Here is an 18,335-nt window from a genome sequence, read left to right on the forward strand (position 1 = left end):
GTGGAATAGCCGCAGCTGGCCTGATTGTGCTAAATGCGAATATTTCACCTGCGGATGAAACACAATCACTGGATAATCCCCTCACTCTCATCTAGAGTGGGGGCAAAATCTTGACTGGGTTCACGTTATTAACTGCGGAAACTTCTGTCGTCAGGAGAGTATGCAATTCACTCATCTGCTCGGTAAAACAGCCGGATGAGCGAGTTCAAGTCCGTTGGAGAGAAGAAATGACATCATTAAGTAAAGAAGCTGCATTGGTTCATGCAGCGCTCGAAGAGCGCGGTCTGGAAACTCCGTTACGCGGCGAAGTGCTGGATCGCGAGACGCGTAAACGTCGTATTAAAGAGCACATGACGGAAATCATGCAGCTGCTTAATCTCGATCTGTCCGACGACAGCCTGGCGGAAACCCCACACCGCATCGCCAAAATGTATGTCGATGAGATTTTCTCCGGCCTGGACTACGCCAACTTCCCGAAAATCACCGTCATCGAAAACAAGATGAAGGTGGATGAAATGGTGACGGTGCGTGATATCACCCTGACCAGTACGTGCGAACACCACTTCGTGACGATCGACGGTAAGGCGACTGTGGCCTATATCCCGAAAGATGCCGTTATCGGTTTGTCTAAAATCAACCGTATCGTGCAGTTCTTCTCCCAGCGACCGCAGGTGCAAGAACGTTTGACTCAGCAGATCCTGGTGGCTTTGCAAACCCTACTGGGGACCAATAACGTGGCGGTATCGATCGATGCGGTCCATTATTGTGTTAAGGCGCGCGGTATCCGTGACGCGACCAGCGCCACCACCACCACCTCGCTGGGTGGGCTATTCAAGTCCAGTCAGAACACTCGCCAGGAATTCCTGCGCGCGGTGCGCCATCATCAGGGGTGATGTGGGTTCACCGAACAAGAACAGGCGCCTGCGGGCGCCTTTTTTAATGACCGGAATACAGCGGTAAAATAATGAACAATGCTCCGATAACACCGCTGCCGCGCATCGCCACGCTGGACTGCGTGCGCGGTATCGCCATCCTTGGCATTCTGCTGCTGAACATCAGCGCCTTTGGATTGCCGAAAGCGGCCTATCTTAACCCTGCCTACCTGGGGCTGCCGTCGTCGCGCGATGCCTGGACCTGGGCGCTGTTGGATATTTTCGCTCAGGCCAAATTTCTGGCGATGTTCGCACTGTTATTTGGTGCCGGTTTGCAGATGTTGCTTCGCCGCGGCAAAGGCTGGATACGTGCACGGTTGTCTTGGCTGGTGCTCTTTGGCTTGGCCCATGCCATCTTCTTCTGGGACGGTGACATTCTGTTGGCCTATGGGTTGATTGGCCTTGTGTGCTGGCGGATGATCCGCGATGCCAAAGAAACCTATCAACTGCTGAAAACGGGCGTGGTGCTGTACCTGATCGGCGTAGGGGTACTGCTGCTGCTGGGCTTTATCTCGCACGGTGAACCGGGCGGTTTTTGGCAACCGGGCGTGGCAGAGCTGCAGTATGAGAAATTCTGGAAGTTGCAGGGGGGAATGGAAGCCTGGCGCAGCCGCACCGATCTGCTCTCTTCGAGCCTGTTGGCGATTGGCGCGCAATACGGCTGGGAACTGGCGGGCCTAATGCTGTTCGGTGCCGGGTTGATGCGCAGTGGCTGGCTGCGTGGGACTTATTCTCCGGGTTACTATCGTCGTCAGGCGGCCTGGCTGATACCGCTTTCATTGTTAATTCAATTACCGGCAGTGGCATTGCAATGGCATCTTCACTGGGACTACCGCTGGAGCGGTTTTTTATTGCAGGTGCCGCGTGAACTGGGCGCCCCCTTGCAGGCCATGGGGTATCTGGCCTTGTGCTACGGTTTCTGGCCAACGCTGTCGCGCCTACGTATCGGCCATTGGCTGACGCAGGTCGGGCGTATGGCGTTGAGCAATTACCTGCTGCAAACGCTGATTTGCACCACGTTGTTCTACCGCTTTGGCTTGTATCAGCAATTTGACCGTCTGCAATTATTGGCGTTTGTTCCCGCAGTTTGGTTGGCTAACCTGTTGTTTTCAAACTTGTGGTTGCATTATTTTGCTCAGGGCCCGGTTGAGTGGCTATGGCGCAAGTTGACTCGTCTGGCTGCCGGCAAAACGGAGGCCAAGGTACTGAACTGAGATCTGGCGCAGGTAGGTTAAAAAAATGTATGTAAACGTTTTCTTTCCTGTGACGTAATTCACGCAGAGGAGGAGGACAAACGGGGTAGGATAGCGCCACTGTCAACTACCCCGACCTCAGGATCTTTCATGACCTCTGTTCACCCAACCACCATTCGCGACGTGGCGAAGCGTGCGGGCGTGTCCGTGGCGACCGTCTCCCGCGTGCTCAACCACAGTGCCCTGACCAGCAAAGAAACGCGTGAACAGGTGCTCAAAGCGGTGGCCGAACTGGGTTATCGGCCCAATGCCAATGCGCAAGCACTGGCGACGCAGAGCAGCGATACCCTCGGAGTCGTGGTGATGGACGTCTCCGATCCCTTCTTCGGCGCATTGGTGAAAGCGGTAGACACTGTCGCGCAGCAACATCATAAATATCTGTTGATTGGCAACAGTTACCATCAGGCGGATAAAGAGCGCCACGCTATCGAGGTACTGCTCCGGCAGCGGTGTAATGCATTGATTGTTCATGCAAAAACCCTGTGTGATGCAGAATTGATCGGCTTTCTTGATCAGGTGCCGGGTATGGTATTGATCAACAGAATTATTGCGGGTTATGAACATCGCTGCGTCGGCCTGGACAATATCAGCGGCGCAGAGATGGCAATGCGTTTGCTTTTATCACAGGGCCATCAGCGTATCGGCTATTTGGGCTCCAACCACCCCATTGAAGATGGTCCGTTACGTCAGCAGGGCTATGCGCAGGCGATGGGCACTGCCGGCCTCGCGACGCCAGACAATTGGCGTGCCTATGGTTCGCCGGACTTGCAGGGCGGGGAGTCTGCAATGATCGAGTTGCTGAGCCGTAACCTGCACTTGAGCGCCGTGTTCGCCTACAATGACGCCATGGCTGCCGGTGCCATGGCGGTGTTGAAAGAAAACGGTATCACAGTACCGCAAAATTTCTCGCTGGTGGGGTTCGATGACATTCCTATCGCGCGCTATACCAGCCCGAAACTCACCACGGTACGCTATCCCATTGTTACCATGGCGACTTTGGCGACTGAACTGGCCCTGCAGGGAGCAGCAGGCCAGCTGGAGACTCAGGCCCGTCATTTGTTCATGCCTACCCTGGTGCGCCGCCATTCTGTTGCCCCTTGGCAAAGTGAGGCGACGGTCACTCTCTGAACATTTAATCTTGTGTAACCGTTTTCAATTTGTGAGAAAATTCACAGATTATTAACATCACGCCGTCTATGCTCTAGGCGTTTTCCAGCGTAAAGGCACTTGCCGCTGCTGTTTTATCTCACGCTGGCGTCCTATTTTTCAGGAATAACATGATTCACGGATGACAGGGAAACTCCCAGGCCCGGTCGTGCACTCACCACCGGTGACCCTTGGCCAAATACTGAGCAAGACCCTACATAAACCGGAGACACACAATGAATAAGAAGGTTTTCACCCTGGCCGCGACGGCCGCAGCCATGATGTTTGGCGCCGCAGCACACGCAGATACCCGTATTGGCGTCACTATTTATAAATACGACGACAACTTTATGTCGGTGGTTCGCAAGGCAATCGAGAAAGACGCCAAGGCCTCTCCGGATGTCACTTTGCTGATGAATGACTCACAGAACGACCAATCCAAACAGAACGACCAGATCGATGTGCTGATTGCCAAAGGCGTAAAAGCGCTGGCGATCAACCTGGTTGACCCGGCAGCTGCCCCGGTGGTTATTGATAAAGCACGCGCAAACGATATCCCGATCGTGTTCTACAACAAAGAGCCTTCACGTAAAGCGCTGGACAGCTATGACAAAGCGTATTACGTGGGAACCGACTCTAAAGAATCCGGCGTGATCCAGGGTCAATTGATTGAGAAGCACTGGAAAGCGAATCCGAACTGGGATCTGAACAAAGATGGTCAGATTCAGTATGTGTTGCTGAAAGGCGAACCAGGCCATCCGGACGCTGAAGCACGTACCACCTACGTGGTGAAAACACTGAATGACGACGGCATTAAGACTCAGCAGCTGCAAATGGATACCGCAATGTGGGACACCGCACAGGCGAAAGACAAGATGGATGCCTGGCTGTCTGGCCCTAACGCCAACAAAATTGAAGTGGTTATCGCCAACAACGATGCAATGGCGATGGGTGCGGTAGAAGCGCTGAAGGCACATAACAAATCCAGCATTCCGGTCTTCGGTGTGGATGCGTTGCCTGAAGCACTGGCGATGGTGAAGTCCGGAGCGATGGCGGGGACAGTATTGAACGATGCCGACAATCAGGCTAAAGCCACTTTCGAATTGGCGAAAAACCTGGCTGCGGGCAAACCGGCTGCCGATGGCACCAAATATAAGATCGAAAATAAAGTGGTTCGTATTCCTTACGTTGGTGTAGATAAAGACAACCTGTCTCAGTTTGTCAAATAAGTGCTGAGATAACACACAATGAACCCGTTTGCGGTGCGCTAACCCGCGCCAACACCAGGAAAGCCGCAAACGGGGCATTTATTATTAAAAGACCGACAAGCCAGGTGTATTTATGGCCGACAGCCCACGCGAATTTTTACTGGAAATGACCGATATCAGTAAGTCATTTCCCGGCGTCAAGGCATTGGATAATGTGAATCTGCGTGTTCGTCCGCACTCCATTCATGCGTTAATGGGGGAGAACGGCGCGGGGAAATCGACATTATTAAAATGCCTGTTTGGCATTTATAAAAAAGATGCCGGCAGTATTATTTTTCAGGGCCAGGAAGTTGATTTCAAAAGCTCTAAAGAGGCATTGGAACACGGCGTTTCAATGGTTCATCAAGAGTTAAACCTGGTCTTGCAGCGCACCGTGATGGACAACATGTGGTTGGGGCGTTACCCGACCAAGGGCATGTTTGTCGATCAGGACAAGATGCTTAAAGACACTCAGGCGATATTTGACGAGTTGGATATTGATATTAACCCACGGGATAAAGTGGGGACGTTATCGGTATCGCAAATGCAGATGATCGAAATTGCCAAGGCTTTCTCCTACGACGCTAAAATTGTCATTATGGATGAGCCGACATCGTCACTGACGGAAAAAGAGGTGAATCATTTATTCACCATTATCCGCAAGTTGAAAGAGCGCGGCTGCGGCATTGTTTATATCTCGCACAAGATGGAAGAAATCTTCCAACTGTGCGACGAAATCACCATTCTGCGCGATGGTCAGTGGATCGCCACCCAGCCGCTGGAAGGGCTGGATATGGACAAGATCATCTCAATGATGGTGGGGCGTTCGCTCAGCCAGCGCTTCCCAGACAGGCAGAATACGCCGGGCGAGGTGATCCTGGAGGTGAAGAACCTGACGTCGTTGCGTCAGCCTTCGATTCGCGATGTTTCCTTCGATCTGCATCAGGGGGAAATCCTCGGCATTGCCGGGCTGGTGGGGGCCAAACGTACCGACATAGTGGAAACCCTGTTCGGCATTCGTGAGAAAATCGCTGGTACCATCAAGCTGCACGGCAAAGTCATCAACAACCACAGCGCGAATGAAGCGATAAACCACGGTTTTGCCTTGGTGACGGAAGAGCGTCGTTCCACCGGGATTTACGCCTATCTGGACGTTGGCTTCAACTCGCTGATCTCCAATATCCGCAACTATAAAAATAAAATCGGCCTGCTGGACAACGCGCGAATGAAAAGCGATACCCAGTGGGTGATCGATGCTATGCGGGTTAAAACACCCGGTCATCATACCAATATTGGTTCGCTGTCCGGCGGTAACCAGCAGAAGGTGATCATCGGCCGCTGGCTGCTGACTCAGCCGGAAATATTAATGCTGGATGAACCGACGCGCGGCATCGACGTTGGTGCCAAATTCGAAATTTATCAATTGATGACCGAACTGGCGAAGAAGGGCAAGGGGATCATTATTGTCTCGTCTGAAATGCCGGAGCTTTTGGGAATTACCGACAGAATATTGGTGATGAGTAATGGTCAGGTTGCGGGCATCGTTAATACCAAACAGACCTCGCAAAATGAAATTTTACGTCTCGCATCCCTGCACCTTTAAGGATCAGAATTATGAACGCGCTGAATAAGAAAACTTTGTTCACCTATTTTAAGGAAGGTGGCATTTACGTGGTATTGCTGGTGCTGCTGGCAATTATTATTATCCAGGATCCGACATTCCTCAGTTTAATGAACCTGAGTAACATCCTGACTCAGTCTTCGGTGCGCATCATTATTGCACTGGGCGTAGCGGGGCTGATTGTCACGCAGGGGACTGACCTGTCAGCCGGACGTCAGGTTGGGTTGGCGGCGGTGATCGCGGCGACGTTATTGCAGTCAATGGATAACGTCAATAAAGTGTTCCCGCACATGGAAACCTGGTCGATTCCGCTGGTGATCCTGCTGGTGTGTGCCGTTGGCGCCGTGATCGGCTTGGTTAACGGGTTGATTATTGCTTATCTCAATGTGACACCCTTTATTACTACGCTGGGTACCATGATTATCGTGTACGGCATTAACTCGCTGTATTACGACTCTGTCGGCGCGTCCCCAGTGGCGGGGTTTGATCCCAAGTTCTCGACCTTTGCTCAAGGATTCCTGCGTTTCGGGGACTTCAAGCTGTCGTACATTACCTTCTACGCCATCATTGCGATTATTTTTGTCTGGATCCTGTGGAACAAGACCCGCTTCGGTAAAAATATCTTCGCTATTGGCGGTAACCCAGAGGCGGCAAAGGTGTCAGGCGTGAACGTGCCGCTGAACCTGATCATGATTTATGCGCTGTCCGGCGTATTCTATGCCTTCGGGGGGTTATTGGAAGCGGGCCGTATCGGTAGTGCCACCAACAACCTTGGCTTTATGTATGAGCTGGATGCGATTGCCGCGTGTGTGGTGGGGGGCGTGTCCTTTGCCGGCGGGGTGGGGACGGTGCTGGGGGTGGTGACCGGGGTGATCATCTTCACCGTCATCAACTATGGACTCACCTATATCGGTGTTAACCCTTACTGGCAGTACATCATCAAGGGTGGCATTATTATCTTTGCCGTGGCCTTGGATTCACTGAAGTACGCCAAGAAAAAATAGTCGCGGTTCAGGGATGGAAACGGCCAGCACCTGCTGGCCGTTATTGTTTTGACCGAAGGGATTAAGACTATTTGGCCTTCTGCTTTTCCGCTGCCAGCTTGTGTTCCAGTTCAACCAACTGTTCAGGCGACACCGCCGGATAACCTTGAGCATCTTCAGGTACGGTATGCATGGCGGAAATGGGGATCAGCGGGCCAAGGAAACGGGGTTCGCGTTTGAGAATGTACAGATCGGTCAGCGCGCCAAGACGGGCGAAGATCTCGCGAGCACGCACCGTCATCATATCTTTCGGTGAAGGTACCGCATAACACTGTGCCTGGATCCCCATATGCAACGCAATAAACAGCGCACGTTCGCAGTGGAAGCGTTGCGTGATGATAATAAAGTCGTTGGTATCAAACACTTTTCGGGTACGTACGATGGAATCCAGCGTGCGGAACCCTGCATAATCCAACACGATGTCGCTGGGCGCCACGCCTGCTGCAATCAAATCGCGGCGCATGGTCATAGGTTCGTTGTAGCTTTGCTGGGCATTGTCACCGCTCAACAGCAGGTATTTTACCTTACCGCTGTTGTAGGCGTTGAGCGCTCCCTGAATGCGGTAGCGGTAATATTGGTTGATTACGCCGGTACGGTAATACTTGGCGGTGCCGAGTACCACACCCACTTGCCGATGGGGCAGACCTTGTAGCTCGTCATAGATGTAAGGCGCGGTTTTCCAGCTGATCCAGCGATCAAGCGCGAGAGCTGAAGCCATCACCAGTGCAGTAATGATGAACAGGCTGATGATCAGGCGTTTCCACATGTTATTGCCTTACGCGCACAGGGGCCAAAAAAGATGGCTCAAGGCTACTTTACCTGACTGGTTGAAGCAAGCTTGTCCCTCTCTCAAGCGCGCATTACGCGGCATTTTTAGGCAATGTTACCCATAAAAAAAGCCCGGTTAACCGGGCTTTATCTGCTTCATCTTTATCAATCAGAATGAGGTGCGCTTGTAGCTGCGATATTGCGGACGCCAGAAGTTGTGTTCGATGGCTTTTGACAGCGCCTCTTCAGAGGTGACGACGGCCATTCCCTGCAGTTGAGCTGCTTTACCGACTTCCATTGCGATGCATTTCGACACGCCCTGAATATCATCGATATCCGGCAATAAGGCACCATGTCCATCGGTCGCTAACGGCGAACATTCAGCCAATGCTCGGCTCGCGGCCATCAACATGGCATCGGTAACGCGGGTGGCGCCGGAGGCCAGAACGCCCAAACCAATCCCCGGGAAGATATAGGAGTTGTTGCACTGGGCGATAGGGAACAGCTGGTCTTTATAGCTCACGGGGGCGAATGGGCTGCCGGTTGCCACTAACGCTGCGCCATCGGTCCAGTTGATGATGTCTTCCGGGCGCGCTTCCACGCGGGAAGTCGGGTTGGACAATGGCATCACGATCGGACGCGAACAATGCTTGTGCATTTCGCGGATCAGCTCTTCGGTGAACAGGCCCGGCTGACCAGACACGCCAATCAGAATGGTTGGCTTGGCGTTACGTACGACATCCAGCAGTGAAATGGCATCGCTTTCTGTCTGCCATTCGACCAGATTTTCGCTTTTTTGCACCAGCTTGCTTTGGAAATCGAGCAGGTTAGGCAGCTTGTCGGTCAGCAGGCCAAAACGGTCGACCATAAAGACGCGCGCGCGGGCTTCATCTTCGCTCAGGCCTTCGGATTTCATCTGCGCGATAATTTGCTCGGCAATACCACAACCGGCGGAACCTGCACCAAGGAAGGTTACGGTTTGATCACGCAGTTGCCTGCCCGCCGCACGGCTGGCGGCGATAAGGCTGCCAAGCGTGACGGCTGCGGTACCCTGAATATCGTCGTTAAAGCAGCAGATTTCGTTGCGGTAGCGGTTCAACAGCGGGGTGGCGTTATTCTGCGCAAAGTCTTCGAACTGCAACAACACATTCGGCCAGCGACGTTTTACGGCCTGAATAAATTCTTCTACGAAAGCGTGGTATTCATCACCAGAAATACGCGGGTGGCGCCAACCCATGTACAGCGGATCATTCAGGCGTTGTGGGTTGTTGGTCCCGACATCCAGCACTACCGGCAGGGTATAGGCGGGGCTGATACCGCCGCAGGCGGTGTACAGAGACAGCTTACCAATAGGAATACCCATGCCGCCGATGCCCTGGTCGCCCAGGCCGAGAATGCGTTCACCGTCGGTGACGACGATCACTTTGACGTTTTGCTTGGTGGCGTTTTGCAGCATGTCATCAATGCGATCGCGGTTCGGGTAGGAAATAAACAGCCCACGCGCACGGCGATAAATATCGGAGAAATGCTCACAAGCTTCACCCACCGTCGGTGTGTAGATGATTGGCATCATCTCACTCAGGTGTGAGTCAAGCAGACGGTAGAACAGGGTTTCGTTGGTGTCCTGAATGTTACGCAGGTAAATGTGCTTATCGCTGTCGTTTTTGAAATCCTGATACTGGCGATAGGCACGTTCTGCTTGTTCTTCAATGGTTTCTACGGCATCAGGCAGTAAGCCTTGCAGGTTAAAATGGCTACGTTCTTCTTCAGTGAAGGCGCTGCCTTTATTCAGCAGCGGGAATTCCAGCAGAATAGGGCCAGCATAAGGGATGTAGAGGGGGCGTTTGCTTTCGTATTCAAGTTCCATGGCTTTTGCTCTTCAACGTATCGGATAACTTTATGGGGTAGATCCTAAAAGATCGGGAAAATATGTACAGCAATTGTTATCGGATCATGAGGTAAATTGGCGCAATTATCGACGATCACGCCCTAATTTAACTAAAGAAAGTGTTTTAAGACGTGAATGCCATTGTAATCGGCTTGCGGGGCTGTTAACAGCGGTGCCAGGCAGCACCGCCAGGAGGCAGGATTAGAACGTGATGCGGCTGACGTCTTGGCAGCCGAGGGCGGCCAGCGTTGCGCGCGTAGCATCCCATTGCGTGAGAATGGCACTTTCCGGTTCAGCCAGCACTGCTCGGCTCACTTTTTGGCAATCGCGGCCGGAGACATTCATCAGAATTAACGCGGCTTGCAGGGGAGGCAGACTTGGGTTGAACGCGGCGTTTTCAGCATAGCGGCCAGTGTAAATGGTACCGTCTTCGGCTTCTAGCGCAACCCCGCTGTGCGCATTGCTGTAGGGCGCATGGCTCTGATTGGCTGCTGCCAGTGCGGCTTTTTCCAGTTCGTGGGTTAGCGTCAGTTGGAAGCCGTGATCGACCCGATCCATCAGCAGTGTGGTGATATCCAGGTCTTTGGGGCCGAAGGCATCTGGCAGATAATCGCCAAGAGTTGCAGGTTCACGGCCAGGCAGGCGGATTTTCAGAGCGGTACCGCTGTTGAGCTCGTTCATAAACTGGCGGCAGTGGCCACAAGGCGTGTAGTTCACCGTGATGGAGACCAGGGCGGTTTCGCCGCGCAGCCAGGCATGGGTTACGGCACACTGTTCGGCATGAATGGTCTGCTGCATCGGCGCGCCACTGAACTCCATATTGGCGCCAAAATAGAGATTGCCGCTCTGTCCGCGGGCAATGGCACCGACATAGAACTTGGAGATCGGGGCTAACGAGCAGGCCGCCGCCAGGGGCAGCAGAGCAAATGCCAGAGCATCATCATCCAGCCCGCAGCGCTGCTTGATTGCATCCACCTGTTCTGCCTTAAGCATGGCCGGAAAATCAGGCGCATCAATATAAGGTAATAGGGCGGATTGCAATGTGGCGGGCAGTTCACCGAAAGCGGTTTGAAAACGCGGGTGCATAGAAACTCTCTCTACAGGTTAACGGGATAACATTCTAGGCAGCTCAGCGTGAATAAAGTGTGATGAAAATCTCTTTATTGATGAAATCAATGCAATGAAATGCATAATTGCGGGACGTATCGCAAGTTTTAAGCCTTTCAACCGAACAGGTGCAGCAACACCGGGAACAGAAACGGCGCCAATAGCGAGGTAATGATCCCGCAGATGACTAACGCAAGTGAGCCGAATGCACCTTCCTGATAGTCCATTTCCGCACAGCGCGCCGTGCCCAGCGCATGTGATGCTGTCCCCATTGCCAACCCACGTGCCGAACGGGTCGTGATGCCTAATATTTTGAACAAGGTATGCCCGAATACGGCGCCGAGAATACCGACGAAGATAACGCAGACGGCGCTGATCGCCGGAATGCCGCCAAGCGATTCTGCGACCGCCATCGCGATGGGCGTCGTGACCGATTTAGGCATGATGGACGCGGCAATCTCCGGTGTGGCCCCCATCCATAATGCGATAGCGCCACCGCTGATCATGGCCGTCATGCTGCCGATAAAACAGACGGCGATGATGGACTTCCAGCGAGCGCGAATCTGGTGCAATTGCTCATAAAGCGGGTAAGCCAGTGCCACTACGGCCGGTTGTAGCAAGTCATTGAGGATTTTACTGCCCTGAAAATAACGCTCATAAGGAATGCCCGTCAGCAATAGCAGGGGAATAATCACCGCCATTGACACCAGTAATGGGTTGAGCAATGGCATATTCAGCCATTGGGCCAGCTTGCGTGCTGCGAAGTAGACCGCTAGCGTCAGCGGCAATGACCACCAGATTTCATGGATCATTTTTCTCCCTCCGCTGCATCAGACTTGCCGACGATGCGGCGTTCTCGATGGAAATAATGTGAGGTATAGCCGACAACGACTAACACCATCAGAGTACTTACGGCGCAAGAGATCACCAGTGGGCCGAGGTGTTCGATAATCTGGTCATAGTATTTCATCACGCCAACACCGATGGGCACGAACAAGAGCACCATATAGCGGATCAACAGATGACAGCCTGGTTTGACCCACTTGGCGGGCATAATCTGTGTGGAAAGCAGGGCGAACAGTAGCAACATACCGATAATGCTGCCGGGAATGGCGATCGGCAACACTGCCGCGAGCGCATTGCCAATAAACAAACAAAGGTAGATAAGGGCGATTGCCCTCAGGTATTTCCAGCACAGAGTGAGTAGCTTGGTCATAACTTAATCCTGTTTAACCGATGCATTCATCATACAATTAAACTGTGACCTTAGCCACAAATCACACCATGAATTCGCTCTATGACGACTATGCCGATTGAGCCGGTTGACAGTCGTCATTAAGCCGCATGCTCATTCTGCACTGACAGCATTATGGGTGTCCAACTGCTGTTTTTGCGCCAGGCGGTGCCCGAGGAAAAAGAATAACAGGCTAAATAACGCGGCGGCTATTAACATCATAAACATCATGTATGGTGCCGTGTAGCTGAGAATAAACCCGCACAGCACCGGATTGATGGCGCCGCCCAATGCACTGAGGTTTTGCACGCCGTAGTAGCTGCCTTTGAGATGCGGCGGCGCGATAAAATCGATAAACATATACTCCACAGGGATCACAATGATTTCCCCCAATGTGAATACCGCCATGGCCGCGATCCAGAGCCAGAGCGATTGCCCTGCCAACCAAAACCCCAGCAGCCCCAGAATGAAAAATAGCGTGCCCAGCGCCAGCCAGCGCAGCATGTTTTCCTGACGCATTCCTCGGCTCAGCACATATTGCAGGGCAATAACGATACAGGCGTTGACGATCATCACTGCGCCAATCACCTGATAGGCGAACTCTGCATTCGAGACGGTAATCAGGTATTGCGACAAATAGCCGGTGAACTGGCCGAAAACGACCGCCCCGAGTGTACTGCCAAGGGTAAAGTAAATCAGCCGACGATCGTTACGCAGGATTTTCAGCGTCTGGCGGAAATTCGGCGGTGCGGTAGGTATCACATCGCTTGCTGGTGGGGAGGGAACGCGCTGTCGGCGCAGGCTAAAATTCAAGGTTGTCACCGTGAGTAAAGCCAACCCGCCGGAAAGGTAGAAAGGTAACAATGGGTTCAGCCCTGCCACCATCACGCCCAGTGATGAACCTACCGCCCAACCCACGTTCACCAGCGTGTAGTTGATGGAAAAGGCTTTGATACGCTGTGCAACCGGCAGCCAGTCGGCAAAACAGGCTTTGATAGTAATGCCCAGTACGGAATAGGCAGTATGCAGGATAGCCAACACCACAATGATGCCACCCGGACGCGGGATCCAAGGGATAGCGAAAAAGCTCAGGGCAAACAGCAGAATGGACGTCAGAATGAGCGTGTTCTTGTTGAATTTATCCACCAGGTAACCGCCGTACAAACTGGCGAAAATACCGATTGCCAGACTGATGCCCAGAATAATCCCGACACTTTTCGGCAGCAGGTGAAAATGCCCGGTAAGATAAATGGTAATGAATGGCAGAGTCACGCCGCGGCCGATGGTTAAGACCAGCGAACTCGCCAGCAGTGCGTTAATCAGTGGTGGGAATCCCTTCATGTCAGACCTGTTCATGCATACAGTTATTAACCCAATAGGGATAACATAGCGTATTTTAACCAACAAAGAAGGGGGGAATAGGCAATTGTGTGAAAAAAGAGGCTACCGGAATAGCCTCAGAGGAATGGGCTCATTGGCCTGTTTTGGCCTGCAACGTGGCGAACCAAGGCTGGATGAAAGCATCGCTGCTGCCCCAGCCCGGAATAATTTTAGCCAAACTGGCGACATTGACAGGACCAGGCTGACTGACCAGGAGTGCCTGCGGGATAGATGCGGCTTTAAATTCGTAGGTTGCCGGCGTCGGTTCGCCGGCAATTTTGTTCGCCACCAAACGTAAGTTGACTGCACCAATGAGCTTGGTATCCACTGCCACGCTGACTTTCCATGGGCTGTTGGCCTCGCGCATCAGTTGCAGATCCTGATTGGATATGTCGATGCTGTAGAGTTTGATTTCGGTGCGGCCGTTTTCTTTCAGCGCTTTATAAGCCCCTTGGCTGAAGGCGTCCCAGGTGCCCCAGATAGCGTCAATCTTGCCTTTCGGGTATTTGGCCAGTACAGCACCCACTTTATTGGCGGTATCCCCTTGTACGTCGGATGAGACAGCACCAATCGATTCCAGCTCATGAATGCCCGGATTTTGTTTCAGCAACTGTTGATAGGCTGCCTGACGGCGCTCCATCGGCGGGAAGCCAGCGACCCAGAGCTTGATAATATTGGCTTTGCCGTTGAAGTCCTTGATCAACTGTCCGAAGGACTCATTCGCCAGCGAGGCGTCATCTTGCTGTGAAACTGTGACGCCAGGAATACTGCCGCTGATATCGGTATCAAATGCGGATACGGCAATGCCTGCTGCGGCAATGCGTTTGACCAGCTCGGTCGAATAAGGCGCGCGCCCCTGCGAGAGGATAATACCGTCATATTTCTGGCTGATGGCTTGGTTTACGAAATCTTGGAAACGTGCATCATCACCATTGCTGAGAAAGGTATCGACCTTAAAGCCCAGCTTCCGACCCTCCTGAAGCGTACCGGCGAGAAACTGGGTGGTGTTGTCGTCAGACCCCAAATTACGGATTACCGCAATACGGATCGGTCCCTGATGTTGCGCGATGGCCGCAGGTACTGGCGTGGGTGTTTCTGCCGCGAACAGCGGCAAAACGGTCAGCAGGCCAATGGCCAGCAGCGGGGTCTTTAAGGTTTTCATTATTATTGGCTCCGAAAGCAGGTGAGATCTATCCCGGTAAGACGCTATTTATAGCAGTCTTTCCTTCTGGACGTCTACTTGTAATATCGGAGTCCCGTAACGGGCACTGGCCTTACGGGCAATGGATCTGGCGTTGCCCTTCGCCGAACGAGACGGTGAGGCGTTAACGTGAGGGAATGCAAATAAAAAGGGCCGAGCAAGCTCGACCCTTATGGCAGGAGAAAAGGTGTTATTTCACCTGCATCCCTGGTTGTGCGCCGCTGTCCGGGCTAAGCAGGAAGATCTCTTCTCCACCTGGGCCGGCAGCCATCACCATACCTTCGGAAATACCAAAGCGCATTTTGCGTGGTGCAAGATTGGCAACCATGATGGTCAGGCGGCCTTCAAGCGCTTTGGGTTCTGGGTAAGCGGAGCGAATGCCTGAGAAAATCTGACGCATTTCACCGCCCAGATCCAACTGCAGCTTAAGCAGCTTATCCGAGCCTTCAACAAAGTCGGCACTTTTGATCAGTGCGATACGCATATCAACCTTGGCGAAATCGTCAAAAGTGATCGTATCCTGAATGGGATCGTCAGCCAGCGGACCGGTGACAACTTTAGCCGCCGCCATGTCTTCTTTCGACGCGCTTACCATTTCATTGACTTTGTCCAGATCGATACGGTTGAACAGCGCTTTGAATGGATTGACCTGATGGCTCAGTAACGGCTGCTGAATGCTATCCCAGCTAAGCTCACAGTTGAGGAAAGCTTCGGTACGTTCGCTCAGCGACGGCAGCACTGGCTTCAGGTAGGTCATCAATACACGGAACAGGTTGATGCCCATTGAACAGATGGCTTGTAAGTCGGCATCGCGGCCTTCTTGTTTCGCCACAACCCAGGGTGCCTGCTCATCCACATAACGGTTAGCCAGATCGGCCAACGCCATGATTTCGCGGATTGCCCGGCCAGACTCACGGCTGGCATAGGCGTCGGCAATACTTTGCGCCGCGTCAACGAAGGTTTGGTACAGCGCAGGGTCAGCCAGTTTGTCGGCCAGTTGGCCGCCAAAGCGTTTATTGATAAAGCCAGCGTTGCGAGAAGCCAGGTTCACCACTTTATTGACGATGTCGGCGTTCACGCGCTGCACGAAATCTTCCAGATTCAGGTCGATATCGTCAATGCGTGAAGACAGCTTGGCGGCATAGTAGTAACGCAGGCAATCGGCATCCAGGTGTTGCAGATAGGTACCGGCCTTGATAAAGGTGCCGCGAGACTTGGACATCTTGGCGCCGTTCACCGTCACGTAACCGTGTACGAACAGGTTGGTCGGTTTGCGGAAGTTACTGCCTTCCAGCATTGCTGGCCAGAACAGGCTGTGGAAATAAACGATGTCCTTACCGATAAAGTGGTACAGCTCGGTGGTGGAGTCTTTGCGCCAGAATTCGTCAAAGTCCAGATCGCCACGCTTGTCGCACAGGTTTTTGAATGAGCCCATGTAGCCGATTGGCGCATCCAGCCAGACGTAGAAGTATTTGCCAGGTGCGTCTGGGATCTCAAAGCCGAAATACGGCGCATCGCGTGAAATATCCCACTGTTGCAGACCAGATTCAAACCACTCCTGCATCTTGTTGGCAACCTGTTCTTGCAGCGCACCTGAACGGGTCCAGGCTTGCAGCATGGCGCTGAACTCAGGCAGATCAAAGAAGAAGTGCTCGGAATCGCGTAATACCGGCGTAGCGCCAGAGACCACGGATTTCGGATCGATCAGCTCGGTCGGGCTGTAGGTTGCACCGCAAACTTCACAGTTATCACCGTATTGATCCGGTGATTTGCATTTTGGGCAGGTGCCTTTTACGAAGCGGTCAGGCAGGAACATGCCTTTCTCCGGATCGTACAGCTGAGAAATTGTCCGGTTTTTAATAAAGCCGTTTTCTTTCAGGCGACCATAAATCAGGCTCGACAGCTCACGGTTCTCATCGCTATGGGTTGAATGATAGTTATCATAGCTGATGCCAAAACCGGAGAAATCCTGTTGGTGCTCCTGGCTCATTTCCGCAATCATTTCTTCTGGCTGAATGCCTAACTGCTGAGCTTTCAGCATGATCGGCGTGCCGTGCGCGTCGTCCGCACAGATGAAATGAACCTCGTGGCCGCGCATTCGTTGGTAACGAACCCAGATATCTGCCTGGATGTGCTCGAGCATGTGGCCGAGATGGATGGAACCATTTGCGTACGGTAGCGCGCACGTCACCAATAATTTTTTCGCGACTTGAGCCATAGTGAGAACTTGGTTTCTGTAATGAATAAAAAGGGTCTTCGATGTTACCCGATCGTGTCCGCTACGGCTAGGGCGGTTTCTTTATGCAGAGATGCGTCGGCGGGCGCGCAGTTCTGATATGCTAGACGGGAAGCTATCCATTCAAAATCAAGGAGCCGGGATGAGCGCAAAATCCCCTGAGCAGACTAACCCCGAAGTTCTGCGTGCCCTGGTGACCGGAGTATTGGCCGCCTTTGAACACCCGACGTTAAAAAACAATCTGACTGCGCTGAAGGCCATTCACCATTGCGCGCTGCTGGACAATGTACTGCATATTGAATTGACCATGCCATTCGCCTGGCAGAGCGGTTTCGAGGTGCTGAAGGACACCGTCAGTGCAGAGTTACTGCGCGTGACCGGCGCTGAGGCTGTCGACTGGAAACTGAAGCACGATATCACCACGTTGAAACGTGCGAACGATCAGGCCGGCATCAAAGGCGTGCGTAATATTATTGCTATCAGTTCCGGTAAAGGCGGGGTGGGTAAATCCACTACGGCGGTTAACCTGGCATTAGCGCTGGCAGCGGAAGGGGCCAAAGTCGGTATTTTGGACGCTGACATCTATGGCCCGTCGATCCCGAATATGCTGGGTACTGAAAATGAACGCCCAACGTCACCAGACGGTCAGCACATGGCGCCGATAGTGGCGCATGGCCTGGCAACCAATTCGATTGGTTATCTGGTGACTGACGATAACGCCATGGTCTGGCGTGGGCCTATGGCCAGTAAAGCGCTGATGCAACTGTTGCAGGATACGCTTTGGCCGGATCTGGACTATTTAGTGCTGGATATGCCACCAGGCACCGGCGATATCCAGTTGACGTTGTCGCAGAATATCCCGGTTACCGGGGCTTTAGTGGTGACCACACCGCAGGACATCGCGTTGCTTGACGCTGCTAAAGGTATTGTCATGTTCGAAAAAGTTCACGTGCCGGTTTTGGGCATCGTGGAAAACATGAGCGTGCATATTTGCAGCAATTGCGGTCATCACGAGCCCATCTTTGGGACCGGTGGGGCTGAGAAGCTGGTGAAGAAATATAACAGTCGGCTGTTGGGGCAATTACCGCTGCATATTTCACTGCGCGAGGATTTGGATCGCGGCGAGCCGACGGTGATCAGCCGCCCGGACAGTGAGTTTGCCGAACTGTACCGTCAACTTGCCGGTCGTGTTGCCGCACAAATGTACTGGCAGGGTGAAGCAATCCCGACGGAGATCTCTTTCCGCGCGCTGTAATCACACCGCTGGCTTAAAAACAAA

The 18,335-nt window shown here is 52.9% G+C and carries 15 protein-coding genes; 7 read left to right on the forward strand and 8 right to left on the reverse strand.

Going from position 1 to position 18,335, the window contains the following annotated elements; genetic code table 11:
• The first annotated feature begins 227 nt into the window (after positions 1 to 227).
• The 6 genes from folE to mglC all read left to right on the forward strand — a co-directional run bounded on the left by folE (position 228) and on the right by mglC (position 7,203).
• The gene (gene folE / locus JOE25_RS01405) at positions 228 to 893 is read left to right on the forward strand and encodes a GTP cyclohydrolase I FolE (RefSeq protein ID WP_004942347.1); all 666 of its coding nucleotides are present in this window, start codon (positions 228 to 230) and stop codon (positions 891 to 893) included.
• 71 nt (positions 894 to 964) lie between these two features.
• A complete protein-coding gene (yeiB, locus tag JOE25_RS01410; RefSeq protein ID WP_280921259.1) occupies positions 965 to 2,146 on the forward strand; it encodes a DUF418 domain-containing protein YeiB in 1,182 nt (393 codons plus the stop codon).
• 129 nt (positions 2,147 to 2,275) lie between these two features.
• Positions 2,276 to 3,313 (forward strand): HTH-type transcriptional regulator GalS, encoded by a 1,038-nt coding sequence (gene galS / locus JOE25_RS01415; RefSeq protein ID WP_209632434.1) that lies wholly within the window; start codon positions 2,276 to 2,278, stop codon positions 3,311 to 3,313.
• A gap of 254 nt (positions 3,314 to 3,567) precedes the next feature.
• Positions 3,568 to 4,560 carry a galactose/glucose ABC transporter substrate-binding protein MglB gene (gene mglB, locus JOE25_RS01420; RefSeq protein WP_037420206.1) on the forward strand — a complete coding sequence of 331 codons (993 nt, stop codon included), beginning with the start codon at positions 3,568 to 3,570 and terminating at the stop codon, positions 4,558 to 4,560.
• A gap of 112 nt (positions 4,561 to 4,672) precedes the next feature.
• Complete coding sequence (gene mglA, locus JOE25_RS01425) at positions 4,673 to 6,181, forward strand: galactose/methyl galactoside ABC transporter ATP-binding protein MglA (protein ID WP_209632435.1); 1,509 nt, start codon at positions 4,673 to 4,675, stop codon at positions 6,179 to 6,181.
• Between the two features lie 11 nt (positions 6,182 to 6,192).
• Positions 6,193 to 7,203 carry a galactose/methyl galactoside ABC transporter permease MglC gene (gene mglC / locus JOE25_RS01430; RefSeq protein WP_012005998.1) on the forward strand — a complete coding sequence of 337 codons (1,011 nt, stop codon included), beginning with the start codon at positions 6,193 to 6,195 and terminating at the stop codon, positions 7,201 to 7,203.
• A 67-nt stretch (positions 7,204 to 7,270) separates the two neighbouring features.
• Here the strand turns inward: mglC and sanA are convergent, their stop codons facing one another.
• The 8 genes from sanA to metG all read right to left on the reverse strand — a co-directional run bounded on the left by sanA (position 7,271) and on the right by metG (position 17,038).
• Positions 7,271 to 8,008 (reverse strand): outer membrane permeability protein SanA, encoded by a 738-nt coding sequence (sanA, locus tag JOE25_RS01435; protein WP_209632436.1) that lies wholly within the window; start codon positions 8,006 to 8,008, stop codon positions 7,271 to 7,273.
• 171 nt (positions 8,009 to 8,179) lie between these two features.
• On the reverse strand, positions 8,180 to 9,877 hold the full coding sequence (locus JOE25_RS01440; protein WP_209632437.1) for an NAD-dependent malic enzyme: 1,698 nt from the start codon (positions 9,875 to 9,877) through the stop codon (positions 8,180 to 8,182).
• A gap of 222 nt (positions 9,878 to 10,099) precedes the next feature.
• Entirely contained in the window at positions 10,100 to 10,984 is an 885-nt protein-coding gene (cdd, locus tag JOE25_RS01445; protein WP_209632438.1) for a cytidine deaminase, read from the reverse strand.
• Positions 10,985 to 11,121: 137 nt separating this feature from the next.
• Positions 11,122 to 11,817 (reverse strand): CidB/LrgB family autolysis modulator, encoded by a 696-nt coding sequence (locus tag JOE25_RS01450; RefSeq protein ID WP_209632439.1) that lies wholly within the window; start codon positions 11,815 to 11,817, stop codon positions 11,122 to 11,124.
• Complete coding sequence (locus tag JOE25_RS01455; RefSeq protein ID WP_209632440.1) at positions 11,814 to 12,221, reverse strand: CidA/LrgA family protein; 408 nt, start codon at positions 12,219 to 12,221, stop codon at positions 11,814 to 11,816. Before JOE25_RS01455 ends, JOE25_RS01450 begins: the two co-directional genes overlap by 4 nt.
• Positions 12,222 to 12,353: 132 nt before the next feature.
• Positions 12,354 to 13,580 carry an MFS transporter gene (locus JOE25_RS01460; RefSeq protein ID WP_209632441.1) on the reverse strand — a complete coding sequence of 409 codons (1,227 nt, stop codon included), beginning with the start codon at positions 13,578 to 13,580 and terminating at the stop codon, positions 12,354 to 12,356.
• 130 nt (positions 13,581 to 13,710) lie between these two features.
• On the reverse strand, positions 13,711 to 14,781 hold the full coding sequence (locus JOE25_RS01465; RefSeq protein WP_209632442.1) for a sugar ABC transporter substrate-binding protein: 1,071 nt from the start codon (positions 14,779 to 14,781) through the stop codon (positions 13,711 to 13,713).
• 229 nt (positions 14,782 to 15,010) lie between these two features.
• Positions 15,011 to 17,038 carry a methionine--tRNA ligase gene (gene metG, locus JOE25_RS01470; RefSeq protein ID WP_209632443.1) on the reverse strand — a complete coding sequence of 676 codons (2,028 nt, stop codon included), beginning with the start codon at positions 17,036 to 17,038 and terminating at the stop codon, positions 15,011 to 15,013.
• Positions 17,039 to 17,198: 160 nt separating this feature from the next.
• Between metG and apbC the strand changes: the two genes are divergently transcribed.
• Positions 17,199 to 18,311 (forward strand): iron-sulfur cluster carrier protein ApbC, encoded by a 1,113-nt coding sequence (gene apbC, locus JOE25_RS01475; RefSeq protein ID WP_209632444.1) that lies wholly within the window; start codon positions 17,199 to 17,201, stop codon positions 18,309 to 18,311.
• Positions 18,312 to 18,335: the final 24 nt, after the last annotated feature.

The sequence above is a fragment of the Serratia sp. PL17 genome (assembly GCF_017832355.1).
In the GTDB taxonomy this organism is placed as follows: domain Bacteria; phylum Pseudomonadota; class Gammaproteobacteria; order Enterobacterales; family Enterobacteriaceae; genus Serratia.